Consider the following 21,272-nt stretch of genomic DNA (forward strand, 5'->3'; position numbering starts at 1 on the left):
CAACGTAGGAACGTCGCCGTGCCCCGCGCCTCGTCCGCGAGCCGCACCCCCGCAAGGCACTTCGGCCTAGGGCCGACGCCCTAGGCACCGGCCGTCCACAGGCCCATACGGAACCCCCACCCACGCCGGTACGGTGAGGCCATGAGCCACAGCCCACCGTCGGGCCTCGCAGCGGTGAGTGACGCGCTGCTCGCCATGAGCCGCCACCTCGAAGTGCGTGACGTCCTGAAGACCATCGTCGCCTCGGCCCGCGAACTGCTGGACGCCGAGTACGCGGCCCTGGGCGTCCCCGACGACCACGGCGGCTTCGCCCAGTTCGTCGTCGACGGCGTCAGCGACGAGCAGTGGAAGGCCATCGGTCCGCTGCCCCGGCAGCACGGCATCCTCGCCGCGATGCTCCACGAGGCGAAGCCGGAGCGCCTCGCGGACGTCCGCAAGGACCCCCGCTTCGAGGGCTGGCCGGCCGCCCACCCGGACATGTCCGACTTCCTGGGCCTGCCCATCAGGGACGGCGACGAGATCATCGGCGCGCTCTTCCTCGCCAACAAGCGCTGCCCCAAACCCCAGGGCGGCTGCGGCTTCACCGCGCAGGACGAAGAGCTGTTGTCGATCCTCGCCCAGCACGCGGCGATCGCCCTCACCAATGCCCGGCTGTACGAGCGCAGCCGCGAGCTCACCATCGCCGAGGAGCGCTCCCGCCTCGCCCACGAGCTGCACGACGCGGTCAGCCAGAAGCTGTTCTCCCTGCGGCTGACGGCCCAGGCAGCCGCCGCCCTCGTCGACCGCGACCCGGCCCGCGCCAAGGGCGAGCTCCAGCAGGTCGCCGCGCTGGCCGCGGAGGCAGTGGACGAGCTGCGCGCCGCCGTCGTCGAACTGCGCCCCGCAGCGCTCGACGAGGACGGCCTGATCGCCACGCTCCGCACCCAGGTCCAGGTCCTGGACCGCGCCCACACCGCCAAGGTCACCTTCGAGAGCCTCGGTGTGCGAGCCCTGCCCGCCGCCCAGGAGGAGGCGCTGCTCCGGGTCTCCCAGGAGGCCCTGCACAACGCACTGCGCCACTCGGGCGCCGAGCAGGTCTGCGTCACGCTCGCCCGTCGTGGCAACGGCACGGTGCTGCGGATCACGGACGACGGCAGCGGATTCGAGCCCACGGCGACGCGGCAGGCGGGCCGCCATCTGGGTCTGGTGTCGATGCGGGACCGCGCGAGCGGTGTCGGCGGCAGACTCACCGTTGAATCGGCGCCCGGCAAGGGCACCACGATCGAGATGGAGGTCCCCGGTGGCTGACAAGATCATCAGGGTGCTGCTGGTCGACGACCACCAGGTGGTCCGCCGCGGTCTGCGTACGTTCCTGGAGATCCAGGACGACATAGAGGTCGTCGGCGAGGCGGCCGACGGCGCCGAAGGAGTCGCCCGCTCCGAGGAACTCCACCCCGACGTGGTGCTGATGGACATCAAGATGCCGGGCACCGACGGCATCGAGGCGCTCCGCAGGCTCCGCGAACTGGACAACCCGGCCAAGGTGCTGATCGTCACCAGCTTCACCGAGCAGCGGACGGTGGTCCCGGCCCTGCGTGGGGGCGCCTCCGGTTACGTGTACAAGGACGTCGACCCGGAAGCGCTGGCCGGCGCCATCCGCTCGGTCCATGCGGGCCATGTCCTGCTCCAGCCGGAGGTCGCCGGGGCTCTCCTCGCCCAGGAGGACGGAGGCACCGGGACCGGCCGGGGGAGCACCCTCACCGAACGGGAGCGGGAGGTCCTCGGCCTGATCGCCGACGGCCGCTCCAACCGCGAGATCGCGCGGGCCCTGGTTCTCTCCGAAAAGACCGTCAAGACGCACGTCTCGAACATCTTGATGAAGCTGGATCTGGCGGACCGCACCCAGGCAGCGCTCTGGGCCGTCCGCCATGGGGTGGCGGGCTGATCAGCACCGAAACGGAACGGTTCCCTCCGGACTGAGATTCATACTGTCGGGTGTATGTCACCCGTACGGCGCATCCTGTTCGGGCCCGAGGGCGTTCTCCATGGCGAGCTGCGGCAGCCGGCCGCAGCGACCGCGAGGAGGATCCAGAAGTGAAGAACCTGAAGAAGGCCGCTGCCGTCACCATGATCGCCGGTGGCATCATCGCCGCAGGCGCCGGCGCGGCCTCCGCCACCGGTCACGGCGCGGGCGCCCACGGTGTGGCGACCCACTCCCCGGGCGTGGTCAGTGGCAACGTCATCCAGGTCCCGGTCCACGTCCCGGTGAACGCGGTCGGCAACACGGTGAACGTGATCGGCCTGCTCAACCCGGCCTTCGGCAACGTCGGCCACAACGGCTGACCATCCCGGTTCCCTCGATGCCGGACGGCCCCGAAAGGGACTGGTCCGGCATCAACCATGCTGCCCCACACCACAACTCACGGTCCCTCACCACCGAGGATCGAGCCGCAACGGGTCGAGCAACGCCCGCCCGGCACCATCAAGCCCGTCCGGCGACCGAGGACGGAGCACCCCCCGACGCCCCGGTGCCTCGTCCCCCACCGCCTAGCCCCGTTCCCGCCCCTCCACATACGCGTTGTACGCCGCCACCTGCGCCCGCCGAGCCACCCGCTCCACCGGCCGCAGCGCCGCCCCCCGGGCCGCGATCTCCGACGCGCTCACCGCCCCGCCGTGCCCGTTCTCGTACGCCAGCGAGATCAGCAGCCCCACCCGCTGCGCCAGCTCCAGCACCCGTACCGCCCGCGGCGGATATCCCGGAGCGAGCAGCTCCCGCCCCCGCTCCGCCCGCGCCCGGTACGCATCCAGCGCCGCCTCCGCCACCGGCCCGGACCCGGCCACGTCGAGCCGCGACAGTGCCGCCGTCGCATCCCGCAACGCCTCCGCGAGCTCACGCTCCGCCTCACTCAGCGACGGCACATCGGCCGGCGGCGCCTCCCGCACCGGCAGGCAGTGCCACACCACCTCGACGTGCAGATCACCGGCAGGCCCCGCCTCCCGCACCTCGGGCACCAGCCCGTACGGCGCACCGGACGCGACCACCGCCTCCTCCGCCTCCAGCGCCCGCGCATTGAACTCGGGCGGGCCGCTGAGCCCGAGCGGATGCCCCGGCACCGGCAGTGCGACCCGGAAGCCCGTCACTCCCAATCCCCGCAGCCGCCCCAGCGCCAGCGTGAGCCCGACCGGCCCCGCCTCACCCGGCAGCCCCTCGACGCGGTGCACCGCGTCCTCTCCGACAATCGCGAGCGCAGCATCGTCCGGTGAGACAAGTCCGGCCAGAAGCGCGTTTCCCCATGAGGCCAGCAGCCCCGAGCGTGGTTCCGAAAGCATGGGAACAGCCTAGGGAACCGGACCTAGGAGCTGGAGCACTCCCGGGGTGGCGTAGGTTTTCCCTGGGAGCTGTGCCCACAGGCACGCGACGATCTCGAGACTGCATGGGGAGACAACGCGCTCATGAGCGATGTACTGGAGCTGGTGGACGTATCCGTGGTCCGCGACGGACGCGCTCTGGTGGACGACGTCTCCTGGTCGGTCAAGGAGGGGGAGCGCTGGGTCATCCTCGGCCCGAACGGCGCCGGCAAGACCACCCTCCTCAACATCGCGTCCAGCTACCTCTTCCCGACCAAGGGCAGCGCCACGATCCTCGGTGAACAACTCGGCGGCGTCGGCACCGACGTCTTCGACCTGCGCCCGCGGATCGGTATCGCGGGCGTCGCCATGGCGGAGAAGCTGCCCAAGCGCCAGACCGTCCTGCAGACGGTGCTCACCGCCGCGTACGGCATGACCGCCACCTGGCACGAGAACTACGACGCCGTCGACGAGGACCGGGCCCGCGCCTTCCTCGACCGGCTCGGCATGACCGAGTTCCTCGACCGTAGGTTCGGCACCCTCTCCGAGGGCGAGCGCAAGCGCACCCTGATCGCCCGCGCCATGATGACCGACCCCGAGCTGCTCCTCCTCGACGAGCCCGCCGCCGGTCTCGACCTCGGCGGCCGCGAGGACCTGGTCCGCCGCCTCGGCCGGCTCGCCCGCGACCCGCTCGCCCCGTCCATGATCATGGTGACGCACCACGTCGAGGAGATCGCCCCGGGCTTCACCCATGTCCTCATGATCCGCCAGGGCAAGGTCCTCGCCGCGGGCCCCATGGAGACCGAGCTCAGCTCCCGCAACCTCTCCCTCTGCTTCGGTCTGCCGCTCATCGTCGAGCACACCGGCGACCGGTACACCGCACACGGCCTCCCGCTGTCCTGAACGCCGGCGTCCTGAACGCACTGTGCCCCGAATGTCCTGATCGAAGCCCTGTCGGCGAGGGACTCGCGGTCCTACCATGACCGGGTGGACATCGATGCGTGGGTGTGGTGGCTGATCGGCGCGGTCGGGCTGGGTATTCCGCTCGTCCTGACCGCGATGCCCGAGTTCGGGATGTTCGCCGTCGGAGCGGTCGCCGCGGCGGTCGTCGCGGCACTCGGCGGCGGCATCGTGGCCCAGGTCCTGGTCTTCGTGGTCGTCTCCGTCGCGCTCATCGCGGTGGTCCGCCCGATCGCCGCCAGGCACCGCGCCGACCGGCCCCAACTGGCCACCGGCATCGATGCACTGAAAGGCCGTCAGGCCGTCGTCCTGGAACGGGTCGACGGCAGCGGTGGACGGATCAAGCTGGCCGGAGAGATCTGGTCGGCCCGTGCCTACGACGGAGACCAGAGTTTCGAACCCGGCCGGCAGGTGGATGTCGTGGACATCGACGGTGCCACGGCCGTCGTCATGTGACCGAACCGCTCACACGGCGGACCGCGGTCTGCCAGACTCGATGTCGATCATCATGAGATCCGGACCTCATGAGATCCGACCCCGATCATCGCGATCCGTCGGCAACCGAAGGGCACGAGGAACACGATGCAACCGATCATCATCGTCCTGATCATTCTGGTGGTGCTCGTCTTCATCGCCCTGATCAAGACGATCCAGGTCATCCCGCAGGCCAGCGCCGCCATCGTTGAGCGCTTCGGCCGCTACACCCGCACGCTCAACGCAGGCCTGAACATCGTCGTTCCGTTCATCGACACCATCCGCAACCGGATCGACCTCCGCGAACAGGTCGTCCCCTTCCCGCCCCAGCCGGTGATCACCCAGGACAACCTGGTCGTCAATATCGACACCGTCATCTACTACCAGGTGACGGACGCGCGGGCCGCGACGTACGAAGTCGCCAGCTACATCCAGGCGATCGAGCAGCTCACCGTCACCACCCTCCGCAACATCATCGGCGGCATGGACCTGGAGCGGACCCTGACCTCCCGCGAGGAGATCAACGCCGCCCTCCGCGGCGTCCTCGACGAAGCCACCGGCAAGTGGGGTATCCGCGTCAACCGCGTCGAGCTCAAGGCGATCGAGCCGCCGACCTCCATCCAGGACTCGATGGAGAAGCAGATGCGCGCCGACCGTGACAAGCGTGCCGCGATCCTTCAGGCCGAGGGAACCCGGCAGTCCGCGATCCTCACCGCGGAGGGCGAGAAGCAGTCCGCGATCCTGCGCGCCGAGGGTGAGGCCAAGGCCGCGGCCCTGCGCGCCGAGGGCGAGGCCCAGGCCATCCGTACGGTTTTCGAGTCCATCCATGCCGGCGACCCGGACCAGAAGCTCCTCTCGTACCAGTATCTCCAGATGCTCCCGAAGATCGCCGAGGGCGACGCCAATAAGCTCTGGATCGTGCCGAGCGAGATCGGTGACGCTCTCAAGGGCCTCAGCGGTGCCTTCGGAAACCTCGGCACCGGCGTCCCCGGCTTCAACACCGGCAAGGAGCGCCGCGAGGAACCCCCGGTCGACTGACGCGTACATACCATCGTGCATGATCAGTGCACCAAGCACTGATCATGCACGGGGGAATCGGAATGTCCATGTGGGAAATGCTCGCGGTCTTCGGCGCGGGTATCAGCGCGGGCGCCATCAACACGGTCGTCGGTTCCGGGACGCTGATCACCTTCCCGGTCCTGCTCGCCACCGGCCTGCCCCCGGTCACCGCCACCGTCTCCAACGCCCTCGGCCTGATCCCCGGCTCCATCAGCGGCGCCATCGGCTACCGCAAGGAACTCGCCGGACAGGGGCGCCGCGTCCTCAAGCTGAGCATCGGCGCGCTCATCGGCGGCCTCACCGGCGCCACCCTGCTGCTGGCCCTGCCCTCCACGGCGTTCGAGACCATCGTGCCCATCCTGGTCGCCCTGGCCCTCGCCCTGGTCATTCTGCAACCTCGCATCAGCAAAGCTGTCCAGCGCCGCCGCGAGCTCAACGGCACCACCGCCCGCTCCGACGGCGGCCCGCTCCTCGTCGTCGGACTGATGCTCGCCAGCGTCTACGGCGGCTACTTCACCGCCGCCCAGGGGATCATCTACCTCTCCCTGATGGGCATGCTGCTCGACGACACGATGCAGCGCCTCAACGCCGTCAAGAACGTGCTGGCAGCAGTCGTCAACAGCGTTGCCGCGCTCTTCTTCCTCTTCGTCGCGGACTTCGACTGGACGGCCGTCGCACTGATCGCGGCCGGCTCCGCGCTCGGCGGCCAGATCGGCGCGAAGGTCGGGCGCCGCCTCAGCCCCACCGTGCTGCGCGGTCTCATCGTGGCGGTCGGCACGGTCGCCATCGTCCAGCTGGTGTTCCGCTGAACCCGGAAGCCCGCCTCCGCACGGAGACGGGCTTCCGATACGACGATCCACGTAGGCGGCCCACGCCGACTAGGCGGCGGTCCGGTCCAGCCACTCCGGCAGCGCCGACCGCTCACCGGCCCCCATCGCCAGCAGCATCGCCTCCGCGGGCGACGGTACGAAGGGCTGCCGCAGCAACGGCATCCCCGCCTGCTCCGGCGTCCGGGCCGCCTTGCGGTGATTGTCCTCGGCACAGGACGCCACCGTATTGAGCCAGGTGTCCTGGCCGCCCTGGGCGCGCGGCATCACATGGTCGACGGTTGTCGCCCGTCGCCCGCAGTACGCGCACCGGTGCTGGTCCCGTATCAGCACACCCCTTCTGGACCACGGCGCCTGTCTTCGGAACGGCACCCGTACGTACCGGCAGAGCCTGATCACCCGGGGTACCGGAATGTCCACGGCGGCACCACGCATGCGGAGATCGGGATGCGACTGCTCGACAACAGCCTTGTCCTGCAGAATCAGCACCACCGCACGGTTCAGTGTCACCGTCGACAGCGGCTCGAAGCTCGCGTTGAGAACCAGCGTGTCCCGCATCTCGCCCACCTCCCGTGTGCCGCCCACCCCCTGGCAGGCCCGGATCAACTCTGGCTGGGCGGGCCGGGATGGACAACGCAATAAAAAAAATGCCCTGCCCTGATCTCTCCAGGACCAGGGCAGGGCAAACAGCAGGGGAACTCTCAGCTCACCAGGTACTACGCGGGACCGGTGTACTCACCGATCAGCTGAGCCCGTCCCAGTGTGTGGAACCGCAGATTGAACCCGACCACAGCGGGCGACACATCACTGTCCGGCCCCAGCTTCTCGCTGTCCACCGCATACACGGTGAAGACGTACCGGTGGTTCTCCCCGGCCGGCGGCGCGGCGCCGCCGAACTCCTTCGAGCCGTAGTCGTTACGGACCTGAACGGCACCGGCGGGCAGCCCCTCGAACTTCCCGGTGCCCGCACCGGCCGGCAGCTCCGTGACCGATGCCGGGATGTCGAACACGACCCAGTGCCAGAACCCGCTGCCCGTCGGAGCATCCGGGTCGAAGCAGGTCACGGCGAAACTCTTGGTCTCTACCGGGAACCCTTCCCACCGCAGCTGCGGCGAAGTGTTCCCGGCCGCGAACACCTGGGCGTCCGCCAGCACGGCCCCGGGATCGAGATCCTCGCTCACCACCGCGAACGAAGGCACCTCGGGATGGAAGTCATGCGGCAGCGGCGGCCTCTTCGGCTCGGTCACGTCAGCACCTCTCCTGATCGGCTCTGGAGTCTCGCCACCGACCCTAGAGCCAGTTGCGCTGGCCGCCGACCTGGGCGAGCCACTGATTGAGGTAGGCCGCCCAATCGGTCCCACGGAAGTCGTTCAGACCGACCTTGAACGCCCGGTACGAGTCGCTGCCCTCGCTGAAGAGCCCCGCCTTCTTGTCCATCTCCAGCACGACATCCATCTCGTGGTCGTCCGCGACGAACGTCAGCTCCACCTGGTTCAGCCCGCGGTACTGCTGCGGCGGGAAGAACTCGATCTCCTGGTAGAACGGCAGCCGCTGACGCGTGCCGCGGATATGACCGCGCTCCATGTCCGCGCTGCGGAATCCGAAGCCGAGCTGTCCGAACGCATCCAGGATCGCCTGCTGCGCCGGCAGCGGATGGACGTTGATCGGGTCGAGGTCACCCGAATCCAGCGCCCGCGCGATCTCCAGCTCGGTGGTCACACCGATGTTCATGCCGTGCAGGTGCTGACCGCCGAACATCGTGATCGGCGTCTCCCACGGGATCTCGAGCCCGAACGGAACGACATGCACGGCACCGGCCTGCACCTCGAACGCGCCACCGAGCCGCAGCTTGGTGAACTCGATGTCCTGCTTCATCTCCTGGTCGTTGCCCTCGACCTCGACGCGTGCCTGCAGACCGACCGAGAGCCCCTCGATCTGCTGCGCCACGGAACCGCCCTGGATCCGCACCTCGCCCTGGACAACCCCACCCGGTACGACGTTGAGCTCGGTCAGCTCCGTCTCCACCGAAGCGCCACCGGCACCCATGCTCGCGAGCAGCCGCTTGAAGCCCATATTTACTCCTCCTTGGTTCTGACCCCTACATACGCGCCACGACCGTAGTCGGTTCCCGGTAGCCTCGAACCCCATGATCGAGGGCCTGGACCGTACGCCGCTGACGCGGGACTTCTTCGACCGTCCCGTGCTGGAGGTGGCACCCGACCTGCTGGGCCGGACCCTGGTACGCATCACGCGCGACGGCCCCATCGAACTCCGCCTCACCGAGGTGGAGGCGTACGCCGGCGAGATCGACCCCGGCTCGCACGCCTTCCGCGGCCGCACCGCGCGCAACAGCGTAATGTTCGGACCACCCGGCCACGCCTACGTCTACTTCACCTACGGCATGTGGCACTGCCTCAACCTGGTGTGCGGCCCCGAAGGCGTGGCGAGCGGTGTACTGCTCCGGGCGGGCGAGGTCCAGGTGGGTGCCGAGCTAAGCCGTAAACGTCGAATCTCGGCCCGCAATGACCGAGAACTGGCCAAAGGCCCGGCCCGTCTGGCTACCGCCCTCGACATCGGCCGAGGCCTGAACGGCACTGACGCCATCGCCCACCGGGGTGCCCCCTTGTCCGTACTGCACGGCACCCCACCACCGCGCGACCAGGTACGCAACGGCCCCCGCACCGGCGTGGGCGGTGACGGAGCCACACACCCCTGGCGCTTCTGGATCGACGGAGACCCCACGGTGAGCCTGTACCGACCCCACACACCACGCCGCCGCGCAACTTGACTCGCCCCTGCCGGACACCTAACGTAGTCCGAGCCGCTTGAACGGGTACTGCTGTCGGCACGGTCCATCGGACCGAGGCTGAGCACCCGGAAGCGACCAATCACTACCTTCGACTCACCCTGGCGGGTGCGAATTCGGCATGCCGTAATTCGATCCCATCGGCTCGATTATGAGCTGCCAAGGAAATCGACTAAAGTAGTGGACACGCCGAAAGGCAAAGGCCACTCCAAAGGCCACCGGAATCAAATTCGGACCGGAAACGGAAACGAAAAAGAGTCTGGTAAGGTTGGAACCGCCGGAAAGGGAAACGCGAAAGCGAAGAACTGGAAAGCGCAGTAACAAATCTTCTGCTTCGCAGAGGGCCCGCTTCGACCGGGAATCGGACACGAAAGAGTCTGATAGAGTCGGAAACGCAAGACCGAAGGGAAAGCCCGGAGGAAAGCCCGAGAGGGTGAGTACAAAGGAAGCGTCCGTTCCTTGAGAACTCAACAGCGTGCCAAAAGTCAACGCCAGATATGTTGATACCCCGGCCTGCTTCGGCAGGTTGGAGGTTCCTTTGAAAGTCCTGCCGGGCCTCACGGTTCCGGTAGGCAATTACACAGCGAGGACGCTGTGAACGATCGGTCCTATTCCGACCGGTCGTTCCGCTCTCGTGTGTGTCATCCCGATTACGGGAGAACATTCACGGAGAGTTTGATCCTGGCTCAGGACGAACGCTGGCGGCGTGCTTAACACATGCAAGTCGAACGATGAAGCCCTTCGGGGTGGATTAGTGGCGAACGGGTGAGTAACACGTGGGCAATCTGCCCTTCACTCTGGGACAAGCCCTGGAAACGGGGTCTAATACCGGATAACACTCTGTCCCGCATGGGACGGGGTTAAAAGCTCCGGCGGTGAAGGATGAGCCCGCGGCCTATCAGCTTGTTGGTGGGGTGATGGCCTACCAAGGCGACGACGGGTAGCCGGCCTGAGAGGGCGACCGGCCACACTGGGACTGAGACACGGCCCAGACTCCTACGGGAGGCAGCAGTGGGGAATATTGCACAATGGGCGAAAGCCTGATGCAGCGACGCCGCGTGAGGGATGACGGCCTTCGGGTTGTAAACCTCTTTCAGCAGGGAAGAAGCGAAAGTGACGGTACCTGCAGAAGAAGCGCCGGCTAACTACGTGCCAGCAGCCGCGGTAATACGTAGGGCGCAAGCGTTGTCCGGAATTATTGGGCGTAAAGAGCTCGTAGGCGGCTTGTTGCGTCGGTTGTGAAAGCCCGGGGCTTAACCCCGGGTCTGCAGTCGATACGGGCAGGCTAGAGTGTGGTAGGGGAGATCGGAATTCCTGGTGTAGCGGTGAAATGCGCAGATATCAGGAGGAACACCGGTGGCGAAGGCGGATCTCTGGGCCATTACTGACGCTGAGGAGCGAAAGCGTGGGGAGCGAACAGGATTAGATACCCTGGTAGTCCACGCCGTAAACGTTGGGAACTAGGTGTTGGCGACATTCCACGTCGTCGGTGCCGCAGCTAACGCATTAAGTTCCCCGCCTGGGGAGTACGGCCGCAAGGCTAAAACTCAAAGGAATTGACGGGGGCCCGCACAAGCAGCGGAGCATGTGGCTTAATTCGACGCAACGCGAAGAACCTTACCAAGGCTTGACATATACCGGAAAGCATCAGAGATGGTGCCCCCCTTGTGGTCGGTATACAGGTGGTGCATGGCTGTCGTCAGCTCGTGTCGTGAGATGTTGGGTTAAGTCCCGCAACGAGCGCAACCCTTGTTCTGTGTTGCCAGCATGCCCTTCGGGGTGATGGGGACTCACAGGAGACTGCCGGGGTCAACTCGGAGGAAGGTGGGGACGACGTCAAGTCATCATGCCCCTTATGTCTTGGGCTGCACACGTGCTACAATGGCCGGTACAATGAGCTGCGATGCCGCGAGGCGGAGCGAATCTCAAAAAGCCGGTCTCAGTTCGGATTGGGGTCTGCAACTCGACCCCATGAAGTCGGAGTTGCTAGTAATCGCAGATCAGCATTGCTGCGGTGAATACGTTCCCGGGCCTTGTACACACCGCCCGTCACGTCACGAAAGTCGGTAACACCCGAAGCCGGTGGCCCAACCCCTTGTGGGAGGGAGCTGTCGAAGGTGGGACTGGCGATTGGGACGAAGTCGTAACAAGGTAGCCGTACCGGAAGGTGCGGCTGGATCACCTCCTTTCTAAGGAGCACTTCTTACCAAGCCTGCTTGGTCAGAGGCCACTACGTCGGCAAATGTTCGACGGTGGTAGCTCATGGGTGGAACGTTGACTATTCAGTACCTGGTTGTTCAACCGGGTCGTAAGTACTGCTCTTTGGAGCGTGGAAAGCGAACCGATTGAATTCCGGGTACTGGGCGCGCTGTTGGGTGTCTGAAGGTATGGCCGTAAGGCTGCCTTCGAACGCCGGCCCCAGTGAACTCGCCTGCAAAGGTGAGCTGATGGGTGACTGGTCGTTGCTTGAGAACTTCACAGTGGACGCGAGCATCTGTGGCCAAGTTTTTAAGGGCGCACGGTGGATGCCTTGGCACCAGGAACCGATGAAGGACGTGGGAGGCCACGATAGGCCCCGGGGAGCTGTCAACCGAGCTTTGATCCGGGGGTGTCCGAATGGGGAAACCCGGCAGTCGTCATGGGCTGTCACCCGCTGCTGAACACATAGGCAGTGTGGAGGGAACGAGGGGAAGTGAAACATCTCAGTACCCTCAGGAAGAGAAAACAACCGTGATTCCGGGAGTAGTGGCGAGCGAAACTGGATGAGGCCAAACCGTATGCGTGTGATACCCGGCAGGGGTTGCGCATGCGGGGTTGTGGGATCTCTTTTTCACGGTCTGCCGGCCGTGAGACGAGTCAGAAACCGTTGATGTAGGCGAAGGACATGCGAAAGGTCCGGCGTAGAGGGTAAGACCCCCGTAGCTGAAACATTGACGGCTCGTTTAAGAGACACCCAAGTAGCACGGGGCCCGAGAAATCCCGTGTGAATCTGGCGGGACCACCCGCTAAGCCTAAATATTCCCTGGTGACCGATAGCGGATAGTACCGTGAGGGAATGGTGAAAAGTACCGCGGGAGCGGAGTGAAATAGTACCTGAAACCGTGTGCCTACAAGCCGTGGGAGCGTCGCATGCAAGCTTGCTTGCATGTCGTGACTGCGTGCCTTTTGAAGAATGAGCCTGCGAGTTTGCGGTGTGTTGCGAGGTTAACCCGTGTGGGGAAGCCGTAGCGAAAGCGAGTCCGAATAGGGCGTTTTAGTAGCACGCTCAAGACCCGAAGCGGAGTGATCTAGCCATGGGCAGGTTGAAGCGGAGGTAAGACTTCGTGGAGGACCGAACCCACCAGGGTTGAAAACCTGGGGGATGACCTGTGGTTAGGGGTGAAAGGCCAATCAAACTCCGTGATAGCTGGTTCTCCCCGAAATGCATTTAGGTGCAGCGTCGTGTGTTTCTTGCCGGAGGTAGAGCACTGGATAGGCGATGGGCCCTACCGGGTTACTGACCTTAGCCAAACTCCGAATGCCGGTAAGTGAGAGCACGGCAGTGAGACTGTGGGGGATAAGCTCCATGGTCGAGAGGGAAACAGCCCAGAGCATCGACTAAGGCCCCTAAGCGTACGCTAAGTGGGAAAGGATGTGGAGTCGCAGAGACAACCAGGAGGTTGGCTTAGAAGCAGCCACCCTTGAAAGAGTGCGTAATAGCTCACTGGTCAAGTGATTCCGCGCCGACAATGTAGCGGGGCTCAAGCGTACCGCCGAAGTCGTGTCATTCCAGCGTATAGGGCCAACGCCTGCTGGGATGGGTAGGGGAGCGTCGTGTGCCGGGTGAAGCAGCCGCGGAAGCGAGTTGTGGACGGTTCACGAGTGAGAATGCAGGCATGAGTAGCGATACACACGTGAGAAACGTGTGCGCCGATTGACTAAGGGTTCCTGGGTCAAGCTGATCTGCCCAGGGTAAGTCGGGACCTAAGGCGAGGCCGACAGGCGTAGTCGATGGACAACCGGTTGATATTCCGGTACCCGCTTTGAAACGCCCAATACTGAATCAGGCGATGCTAAGTCCGTGAAGCCGGCCCGATCTCTTCGGAGTTGAGGGTAGTGGTGGAGCCGACGAACCAGACTTGTACTAGGTAAGCGATGGGGTGACGCAGGAAGGTAGTCCAGCCCGGGCGGTGGTAGTCCCGGGGTAAGGGTGTAGGGCGTGTGATAGGCAAATCCGTCACACATGAGCCTGAGACCTGATGCCGAGCCGATTGTGGCGAAGTGGATGATCCTATGCTGTCGAGAAAAGCCTCTAGCGAGTTTCATGGCGGCCCGTACCCTAAACCGACTCAGGTGGTCAGGTAGAGAATACCGAGGCGTTCGGGTGAACTATGGTTAAGGAACTCGGCAAAATGCCCCCGTAACTTCGGGAGAAGGGGGGCCATCACTGGTGATTGGATTTACTCCATGAGCTGGGGGTGGCCGCAGAGACCAGCGAGAAGCGACTGTTTACTAAAAACACAGGTCCGTGCGAAGCCGTAAGGCGATGTATACGGACTGACGCCTGCCCGGTGCTGGAACGTTAAGGGGACCGGTTAGCTGACTTTCGGGTCGGCGAAGCTGAGAACTTAAGCGCCAGTAAACGGCGGTGGTAACTATAACCATCCTAAGGTAGCGAAATTCCTTGTCGGGTAAGTTCCGACCTGCACGAATGGCGTAACGACTTCTCGACTGTCTCAACCATAGGCCCGGTGAAATTGCACTACGAGTAAAGATGCTCGTTTCGCGCAGCAGGACGGAAAGACCCCGGGACCTTTACTACAGTTTGATATTGGTGTTCGGTTCGGCTTGTGTAGGATAGGTGGGAGACTTTGAAGCAGCCACGCCAGTGGTTGTGGAGTCGCCGTTGAAATACCACTCTGGTCGTGCTGGATGTCTAACCTGGGTCCGTGATCCGGATCAGGGACAGTGTCTGATGGGTAGTTTAACTGGGGCGGTTGCCTCCTAAAGAGTAACGGAGGCGCCCAAAGGTTCCCTCAGCCTGGTTGGCAATCAGGTGTTGAGTGTAAGTGCACAAGGGAGCTTGACTGTGAGACCGACGGGTCGAGCAGGGACGAAAGTCGGGACTAGTGATCCGGCAGTGGCTTGTGGAAGCGCTGTCGCTCAACGGATAAAAGGTACCCCGGGGATAACAGGCTGATCTTCCCCAAGAGTCCATATCGACGGGATGGTTTGGCACCTCGATGTCGGCTCGTCGCATCCTGGGGCTGGAGTCGGTCCCAAGGGTTGGGCTGTTCGCCCATTAAAGCGGTACGCGAGCTGGGTTTAGAACGTCGTGAGACAGTTCGGTCCCTATCCGCTGCGCGCGTAGGAATATTGAGAAGGGCTGTCCCTAGTACGAGAGGACCGGGACGGACGAACCTCTGGTGTGCCAGTTGTCCTGCCAAGGGCATGGCTGGTTGGCTACGTTCGGAAAGGATAACCGCTGAAAGCATCTAAGCGGGAAGCCTGCTTCGAGATGAGTATTCCCACCCCCTTTGAGGGGTTAAGGCTCCCAGTAGACGACTGGGTTGATAGGCCAGATGTGGAAGCCCGGTAACGGGTGGAGCTGACTGGTACTAATAGGCCGAGGGCTTGTCCTCAGTTGCTCGCGTCCACTGTGTTGTTCCCGGGTTGCGAACAGTCGCACCGGTTGAACAGCTTCACTCATTAATTAAAAAGTGTGCTTGTTCGCTAGAACCCGATAGGGTTTCGGTGGTCATTGCGTTAGGGAAACGCCCGGTTACATTCCGAACCCGGAAGCTAAGCCTTTCAGCGCCGATGGTACTGCAGGGGGGACCCTGTGGGAGAGTAGGACGCCGCCGAACAATCTTTCAAGGACCCCTGGTCCCAGCGTTCACGCTGGGACCAGGGGTCCTTTTGTTTTGCCGAAGCGCGTCGGGTGTCCGGCTGCGCGAGAATGTCTGTAGTACCCGAAGACAGGAGTTCCACCCATGTCCACCAACTCTCCCGACGATCGTTCGGAGCGCGAGCCGCGTCGCAGGGACGGTGGTGACCGGGGCGGCTTCCGGGGTGGTCGTGACGACCGGTCCGGCGGCCCGCGTCGGGACAACGACCGTGGTGGCTTCCGTCGCGATGATAGTCGGCCCACGAGCGGCGGCGACCGGGGTGGCTTCCGTCGCGACGACAGCGACCGCGGGCCCCGTCGTGACGACAGCCGCGGTGGCGGTTCCGGTGGTGGGTTCCGTCGTGACGACAGCCGCGGTGGCGGTTCCGGTGGTGGGTTCCGTCGTGACGACAGCCGCGGTGGCGGTTCCGGTGGTGGGTTCCGTCGTGACGACAGCCGCGGTGGCGGTTCCGGTGGTGGGTTCCGTCGTGACGACAGCCGCGGTGGCGGTTCCGGTGGTGGGTTCCGTCGTGACGACAGCCGTGGTGGCGGTTCCGGTGGTGGGTTCCGTCGTGACGACAGCCGTGGTGGCGGTTCCGGTGGTGGGTTCCGTCGTGACGACAGCCGTGGCGGTGGCTCCGGTGGTGGGTTCCGTCGCGATGATCGTGCGCCGCGACGTGAGGACGACCGTGGTGGGTACCGCGGGCCGCGTCGTGATGACGACCGCGGTGGGCGTCCCGGTGGTGGTTTCGAGCGTCGTGAGGACCGGCCGCGTGGGCCCCGTCGCGACGACAGCCGCGGTGGCTCCGGTGGTGGGTTCCGCCGGGATGACAGTCGGCCCACGAGCGGCGGCGACCGGGGTGGGTTCCGTCGTGACGACAGCCGCGGTGGCGGTTCCGGTGGTGGGTTCCGTCGCGATGATCGTGCGCCGCGGCGTGAGGACGATCGTGGTGGGTACCGCGGGCCGCGTCGTGATGACGACCGCGGTGGGCGTCCCGGTGGTGGTTTCGAGCGTCGTGAGGACCGGCCGCGTGGGCCCCGTCGCGACGACAGCCGCGGTGGCTCCGGTGGTGGGTTCCGCCGGGATGACAGTCGGCCCACGAGCGGCGGCGACCGGGGTGGCTTCCGTCGCGACGACCGTGCCGGTGGCTTCCGTCGGGATGACAGTCGTGGCGGTGGCGGCGCCGGCAGGTTCCCCCGCGACGACCGTGCGCCGCGGCGTGAGGACGATCGTGGTGGGTACCGCGGGCCGCGTCGTGATGACGACCGCGGTGGGCGTCCCGGTGGTGGCTTCGAGCGTCGTGAGGACCGGCCGCGTGGGCCCCGTCGCGACGACGACAGCCGCAGCGTCGGCTTCCGCCGTGACGACAGCCGTGGCGGCGGTGGATACCGCGGACAGCGGGACGACCGCGAGCGCGGTGGCTACCGGGGGCGCGACGACCGTGGTGGCTACGACCGCCGGGACGACCGGGACCGTGAGCCGATCAAGAGGCTTCCCATTCCTGACGACGTCACCGGTGACGAGATCGACAAGGATGTGCGGCAGGAGCTGATGAGCCTGCCGAAGACCCTGGCCGAGGATGTTGCCCGCAACCTCGTCATGGTCGCCCGGCTCATCGACGAGGACCCCGAGCAGGCTTACGCGTACTCGCGTATCGCGCTGCGGCTGGCTTCGCGGGTGGCTGCTGTGCGGGAGGCGGCCGGCTTCGCCGCGTACGCGACGCAGAAGTACTCGGAGGCGCTGGCCGAGTTCCGGGCGGCGAAGCGGATGACCGGTTCCGTGGAGCTGTGGCCCGTCATGGCCGACTGCGAGCGTGGACTCGGGCGGCCCGAGCGGGCGATGGCCATGGCCGGCGAGCCCGAGGTGCAGAAGCTGGACAAGGCCGGGCAGGTCGAGATGCGTCTGGTGGCTGCCGGGGCGCGCAGGGACATGGGGCAGATCGATGCCGCCATCGTCACCCTGCAGAGCTCCGAGCTCGCATCGAGCGCCGTGCACCCGTGGACGCCGCGACTGCGCTATGCGTACGCCGATGCGCTGCTGGCCGCGGGGCGCGAGGACGAGGCGCGTGAGTGGTTCGCGAAGGCCCTGGAGGCAGACAAGGACGGTGCCACCGACGCGTCCGACCGGCTCGCCGAGCTGGACGGTGTCGAGTTCGTCGACGCTCTCGGTGAGAGCGACGACGAGACGGTCGAGGCCGAAGCCGGCACCGACGCTGATGTCGATGTCGATGGCGATGTCGACGATGCGGATGAGGACGGGTCGACGAAGGCGTAAGACCTGAGAGAGGGCGGCATCCCGGAAGGGATGCCGCCCTCTTTTTTTGTGTCCGGCGTCCGTGCCCACGGTCAGTCGAGGGCGAGGCTGCGCAGGACCAGGCCCGTGGCCGGCTTGGGGCCGAACGATGTCGACTTGCGGGGCATGGTGACTCCCTGTCGGGCCAGGTCCCGGACGACTTCTTCGCGTACCGGATGCATCAGGACCGCGGTGGCGTTGCGGCGCTCGGCCTGTTCCACGGCTGCCTCGGTGTCGTGTATGTACGCGATGCGTTCTGGGCTGTCGGGGATCTGCCACACATGGTCGAGAAGCGTCGAGTGCAGGACCGTCGCATCGAGAGTGCGCCAGGCGAGTGGGCGGTCGGCCGGGATTGTGCGGGCCAGCAGTGCCTCGTCCGGGCGGTCGACGAGATGGAAGCGGCCGTCGCCCGCCAGCAGGAAGGCGTTGCCCTCGGCGGCCGCCTCGGCGAGGGCGTCGAGGGCAACGGGGAGTGGTTCCTCGATGTCGCGGACTCGGAAGGTGCCGTTCAACGCACCCAGTGCGTCGGCGACGGGGAGGCGGTGCAGCAGCCGGTGGATGGCGCGGACCCGGAGCGGGTAGCGGGCCGTGTCGACGAGGAGGACCAGGCCGAAGTCCCAGGGGCCCGGCTCGGTGTGTTCCTGCTGCAGCCGGAGGTAGGTGGCCCAGCGGTGGTGGCCGTCGGCGATGAGCGCCTGGTGGCGGGCGAGGTCGGTCTCGATCTCGGACCGGTCGGCCGGGTCGGTGACCGCCCAGAGCTGGTGCCGGTAGCCGTCCTCGGTGGTCGTCGCGAGCAGCGGCGGCCGGTGGATGGTGCGCTCGATCACAGCGGTCACGCCGGTCTGGTCGCCCTCGCTGCGGTAGGTGAGCAGGAGCGGTTCCAGGTGGGCGGATGTGGTGCGCATCAGGTTGGCGCGATCCTCGACGACATGGGCCATGACGTCCTCGTGCGGCAGGACGATGCCGTCGGCGGGGGAGGAGAGCGCCAGTGCTCCCACGATGCCGCGCTGCAGGATCTCGCCGCTGCGCTGCTCGTAGACGTAGAGCGCGGGCTCGCTCTCGGGGACCAGTATGCCCTCGTCGAGCCAGCGGTTCAGAGTCTCGGCGGCCTGCTCCTGGCGGGCGGCGGGCGTGTCGGCCTGCGGCAGGATCAACCGGACGATGTTGTGCGGGTCCGCCGATTCCAGGTGGTGCAGCCCGTCGGGGCGCACGACGACGTCGTACGGCGGTGAGGTCACCGCGGCGAGACTGCCGACCCGCTCGGGGACGTAGCGAAGACCGCGGAACGGGATCAGGCGCAGTCCCTGGCCGGTCGGACCTGATGTCTTCATTTCTGCATCGTATGTGCGTTGTGGCGATGCGCGATGATCGGGGAAGAAGCATGCAATGAGGAGCGAAAAGATATGAGTCAGGCGAGCAGGACCCGGCCGAGCGGGATCAGCATTGCGCTGAGCGAGGCGTACGACACGGCTCTGCTGGATCTTGACGGGGTGGTGTACGCGGGCGGTCACGCGATCGTGCATGCCGTCGATTCGCTGGGCGCCGCGCGGGACGGTGGAATGCATCTTGCGTACGTGACCAACAATGCGCTGCGTACGCCGGCTGCCGTGGCGGACCATCTGACCGAGCTCGGGGTGCCGGCCGAGCCCGCCGACGTGATCACCTCGGCGCAGGCGGTGGCGCGGCTGATGGCCGATCAGCTGCCGGCCGGGGCCCGGGTGCTTGTGGTCGGGGGCGAGGGGCTGAAGGTCGCGCTGGTGGAGCGCGGGCTGGTGCCGGTGGAGTCGGCGGACGACGAGCCGGTGGCGGTGGCGCAGGGGTACGGCGGTCCCGACATGGCGTGGGGACGGTTCGCGGAGGCTGCGTACGCGATCAACCGTGGGGTGCCGTGGTTCGCGTCCAACACCGATCTGACGATTCCGAGCGCCCGGGGGATCGCGCCGGGCAATGGTGCGGCGGTCGAGGTCGTACGGCTCGCCACCGGTGCCGAGCCGCAGGTCGCCGGGAAGCCGCTGCCGCCGATGCACCGTGAGACCGTGCTGCGGACCGGGGCGGAGCGGCCGCTGGTGGTCGGGGACCGGCTGGACACGGACATCGAGGGTGCGTTCAACGGTGGAGTGGACTCACTGCTGGTGCTCACCGGGGTGACGGACGCGGCGCAGCTGGTGGCGGCAGAGCCGAAGCACCGGCCGACGTATGTGGATGCGGATCTGCGGGGACTGCTCACCGGACAGCCCGAGGTGACGGAGAACGGCGGTGGGTTCGGCTGCGGCGGCTGGACGGCCGCGGTGCGCGGCGACGAGCTGGCGCTGGAGGGCGACGGGGACGTGCTCGACGGGCTGCGGGCGCTGTGCGGGGCTGCCTGGTCGTATGCCGGTGAGGGCACGTGTCGGCTTGATGCGGGGAAGGCGGTGGCCAGGCTCGGGCTGTAGCCGGAGGGTGCTGCGGGCGGGGCGTGGGCAACTGGGCGGAGGCGTCCTGGAATTCGGCGGGGGCGACAGATCCTTGTGGGATGAATCGGGCGTATGTGGCGTTCCGTTGGGTACGGGGAGCCGGGCGGCTCGACAACTCAATAGGTTAGGCTAACCTAACCTCGTGTTGGTTGAGAGTCCGCCGGAATCGAGCGCAGGCCCCAGGGCCGCGCCGGTGACATCCGCGTCCCCCGGGCGCCATGCGATCCGTGCCGTAGGGCTGTTGATCGCTGTGGTCGCGCTGGTGCTGGTATGCCTCGCGAGTATCGCGATCGGTGCCAAGGCGCTGCCCCTCGCCGATGTCTGGCACGGTCTGTTCCACGCCTCGGGGACCCACGGCGATGTCCTCGTACGGGAGGTGCGCATCCCGCGGACCGTGCTCGGGCTGATCGTCGGCACCGCACTCGGCCTCGCCGGCGCGGTGATGCAGGCCCTGACCCGTAACCCACTGGCAGAACCCGGACTGCTCGGGGTCAACGCAGGAGCCTCGGCAGCTGTCGTGTCCGCGATCAGCTTCTTCGGTGTCACCTCGCTGACCGGGTATGTGTGGTTCGCGCTCCTCGGCGCCGCGGTCGTGTCGGTCGCGGTGTACCTGCTCGGTGGCAGCCGGTCCGCGACGCCTGTACGCCTCGCCCTCGCCGGGACCGCGGCCGGCGCCGCGCTGTTCGGCTATGTCAACGCCGTACAGCTGCTGGACGCGGCGGCGCTCGACCGGCTGCGGTTCTGGACGGTCGGGTCGCTGGCCTCGGCGAACATGGAGACCGTCGGCAAGGTGTGGCCGTTCATCGCGGTCGGTGTCGTCCTCGCACTGCTCATCGCCCGGCCGCTGAACGCCCTGGAGATGGGCGACGACACCGCCAGGGCGCTCGGCGCCCATCCGACCCGCACCCGCGTCCTCGCGATGCTCGCCGTCACTCTGCTGTGCGGGGCCGCGACCGCCGCCTGCGGGCCGATCGTCTTCATCGGGCTGATGATCCCGCACCTGGTGCGCGCGATCACCGGCCCCGACATGCGGTGGATCCTGCCGTACGCGGCCGTGCTCGCGCCGGTGCTGCTGCTCGGCGCGGACGTGGTGGGGCGGGTGATCGCCCGACCGTCCGAGCTGCAGGTCGGCATCGTCACCGCGCTGCTCGGTGGTCCCGTCTTCATCCATCTCGTACGCCGCAAGAGGATGGCCCAGCTGTGAAGG

At 66.3% G+C, this 21,272-nt stretch carries 17 protein-coding genes and 3 rRNA genes; 15 read left to right on the forward strand and 5 right to left on the reverse strand.

What is annotated here, in order from left to right:
- Positions 1-141 precede the first annotated feature (141 nt).
- The 3 genes from OH809_RS32635 to OH809_RS32645 all read left to right on the forward strand — a co-directional run bounded on the left by OH809_RS32635 (position 142) and on the right by OH809_RS32645 (position 2,322).
- Positions 142-1,287 (forward strand): GAF domain-containing sensor histidine kinase, encoded by a 1,146-nt coding sequence (locus OH809_RS32635; protein WP_406418181.1) that lies wholly within the window; start codon positions 142-144, stop codon positions 1,285-1,287.
- Complete coding sequence (locus tag OH809_RS32640) at positions 1,280-1,924, forward strand: response regulator (RefSeq protein WP_406418179.1); 645 nt, start codon at positions 1,280-1,282, stop codon at positions 1,922-1,924. The genes OH809_RS32635 and OH809_RS32640 overlap by 8 nt, the downstream gene beginning before the upstream one ends.
- Before the next feature lie 149 nt (positions 1,925-2,073).
- Positions 2,074-2,322, forward strand: a complete 249-nt coding sequence (locus OH809_RS32645; protein WP_406418177.1) for a chaplin — start codon at positions 2,074-2,076, stop codon at positions 2,320-2,322.
- Between the two features lie 204 nt (positions 2,323-2,526).
- Here the strand turns inward: OH809_RS32645 and OH809_RS32650 are convergent, their stop codons facing one another.
- Entirely contained in the window at positions 2,527-3,309 is a 783-nt protein-coding gene (locus tag OH809_RS32650) for a hypothetical protein (RefSeq protein WP_398958380.1), read from the reverse strand.
- Between the two features lie 123 nt (positions 3,310-3,432).
- Here OH809_RS32650 and OH809_RS32655 point away from each other — a divergent pair, with 123 nt between their 5' ends.
- The 4 genes from OH809_RS32655 to OH809_RS32670 all read left to right on the forward strand — a co-directional run bounded on the left by OH809_RS32655 (position 3,433) and on the right by OH809_RS32670 (position 6,629).
- Positions 3,433-4,230, forward strand: coding sequence for an ABC transporter ATP-binding protein (locus OH809_RS32655; RefSeq protein ID WP_406418176.1), 798 nt, complete (start codon positions 3,433-3,435; stop codon positions 4,228-4,230).
- Between the two features lie 84 nt (positions 4,231-4,314).
- Positions 4,315-4,743 (forward strand): NfeD family protein, encoded by a 429-nt coding sequence (locus OH809_RS32660; protein WP_266987230.1) that lies wholly within the window; start codon positions 4,315-4,317, stop codon positions 4,741-4,743.
- 126 nt (positions 4,744-4,869) lie between these two features.
- Complete coding sequence (locus OH809_RS32665; protein ID WP_030920228.1) at positions 4,870-5,799, forward strand: SPFH domain-containing protein; 930 nt, start codon at positions 4,870-4,872, stop codon at positions 5,797-5,799.
- A gap of 62 nt (positions 5,800-5,861) precedes the next feature.
- On the forward strand, positions 5,862-6,629 hold the full coding sequence (locus OH809_RS32670; RefSeq protein ID WP_406418173.1) for a sulfite exporter TauE/SafE family protein: 768 nt from the start codon (positions 5,862-5,864) through the stop codon (positions 6,627-6,629).
- A 69-nt stretch (positions 6,630-6,698) separates the two neighbouring features.
- On the opposite strand, the gene OH809_RS32675 is transcribed toward OH809_RS32670, so the two are convergent.
- The 3 genes from OH809_RS32675 to OH809_RS32685 all read right to left on the reverse strand — a co-directional run bounded on the left by OH809_RS32675 (position 6,699) and on the right by OH809_RS32685 (position 8,720).
- On the reverse strand, positions 6,699-7,205 hold the full coding sequence (locus tag OH809_RS32675; RefSeq protein ID WP_406418172.1) for an HNH endonuclease: 507 nt from the start codon (positions 7,203-7,205) through the stop codon (positions 6,699-6,701).
- 158 nt (positions 7,206-7,363) lie between these two features.
- Complete coding sequence (locus tag OH809_RS32680; protein WP_406418171.1) at positions 7,364-7,894, reverse strand: YbhB/YbcL family Raf kinase inhibitor-like protein; 531 nt, start codon at positions 7,892-7,894, stop codon at positions 7,364-7,366.
- A 43-nt stretch (positions 7,895-7,937) separates the two neighbouring features.
- On the reverse strand, positions 7,938-8,720 hold the full coding sequence (locus OH809_RS32685; RefSeq protein WP_406418169.1) for a sporulation protein: 783 nt from the start codon (positions 8,718-8,720) through the stop codon (positions 7,938-7,940).
- A gap of 73 nt (positions 8,721-8,793) precedes the next feature.
- Between OH809_RS32685 and OH809_RS32690 the strand changes: the two genes are divergently transcribed.
- The 6 genes from OH809_RS32690 (at position 8,794) to OH809_RS32715 (ending at position 17,594) form a co-directional block, all read left to right on the forward strand.
- Positions 8,794-9,435 carry a DNA-3-methyladenine glycosylase gene (locus OH809_RS32690; RefSeq protein ID WP_406418167.1) on the forward strand — a complete coding sequence of 214 codons (642 nt, stop codon included), beginning with the start codon at positions 8,794-8,796 and terminating at the stop codon, positions 9,433-9,435.
- A gap of 681 nt (positions 9,436-10,116) precedes the next feature.
- Positions 10,117-11,642, forward strand: a 16S ribosomal RNA gene (locus OH809_RS32695).
- 309 nt (positions 11,643-11,951) lie between these two features.
- Positions 11,952-15,074, forward strand: a 23S ribosomal RNA gene (locus tag OH809_RS32700).
- A gap of 108 nt (positions 15,075-15,182) precedes the next feature.
- Positions 15,183-15,299 (forward strand): 5S ribosomal RNA (gene rrf / locus OH809_RS32705).
- Together the 16S, 23S and 5S rRNA genes form the textbook arrangement of a ribosomal RNA operon.
- Positions 15,300-15,600: 301 nt before the next feature.
- Entirely contained in the window at positions 15,601-16,872 is a 1,272-nt protein-coding gene (locus OH809_RS32710; protein ID WP_406515992.1) for a hypothetical protein, read from the forward strand.
- Positions 16,872-17,594 (forward strand): tetratricopeptide repeat protein, encoded by a 723-nt coding sequence (locus tag OH809_RS32715; RefSeq protein WP_406418164.1) that lies wholly within the window; start codon positions 16,872-16,874, stop codon positions 17,592-17,594. The genes OH809_RS32710 and OH809_RS32715 overlap by 1 nt, the downstream gene beginning before the upstream one ends.
- Positions 17,595-17,665: 71 nt before the next feature.
- On the opposite strand, the gene OH809_RS32720 is transcribed toward OH809_RS32715, so the two are convergent.
- The gene (locus OH809_RS32720) at positions 17,666-18,943 is read right to left on the reverse strand and encodes a DUF1015 domain-containing protein (protein WP_406418162.1); all 1,278 of its coding nucleotides are present in this window, start codon (positions 18,941-18,943) and stop codon (positions 17,666-17,668) included.
- A gap of 72 nt (positions 18,944-19,015) precedes the next feature.
- On the opposite strand from OH809_RS32720, the gene OH809_RS32725 reads away from it, so the two are divergent.
- Both OH809_RS32725 and OH809_RS32730 read left to right on the forward strand, forming a co-directional pair.
- Complete coding sequence (locus tag OH809_RS32725; RefSeq protein WP_406418160.1) at positions 19,016-20,044, forward strand: HAD hydrolase-like protein; 1,029 nt, start codon at positions 19,016-19,018, stop codon at positions 20,042-20,044.
- Positions 20,045-20,309: 265 nt separating this feature from the next.
- Positions 20,310-21,269 (forward strand): FecCD family ABC transporter permease, encoded by a 960-nt coding sequence (locus OH809_RS32730; RefSeq protein WP_406424847.1) that lies wholly within the window; start codon positions 20,310-20,312, stop codon positions 21,267-21,269.
- The last annotated feature ends 3 nt before the right edge of the window (positions 21,270-21,272 follow it).

The sequence above is a fragment of the Streptomyces sp. NBC_00873 genome (genome assembly GCF_045207415.1).
In the GTDB taxonomy this organism is placed as follows: Bacteria; Actinomycetota; Actinomycetes; order Streptomycetales; family Streptomycetaceae; genus Streptomyces.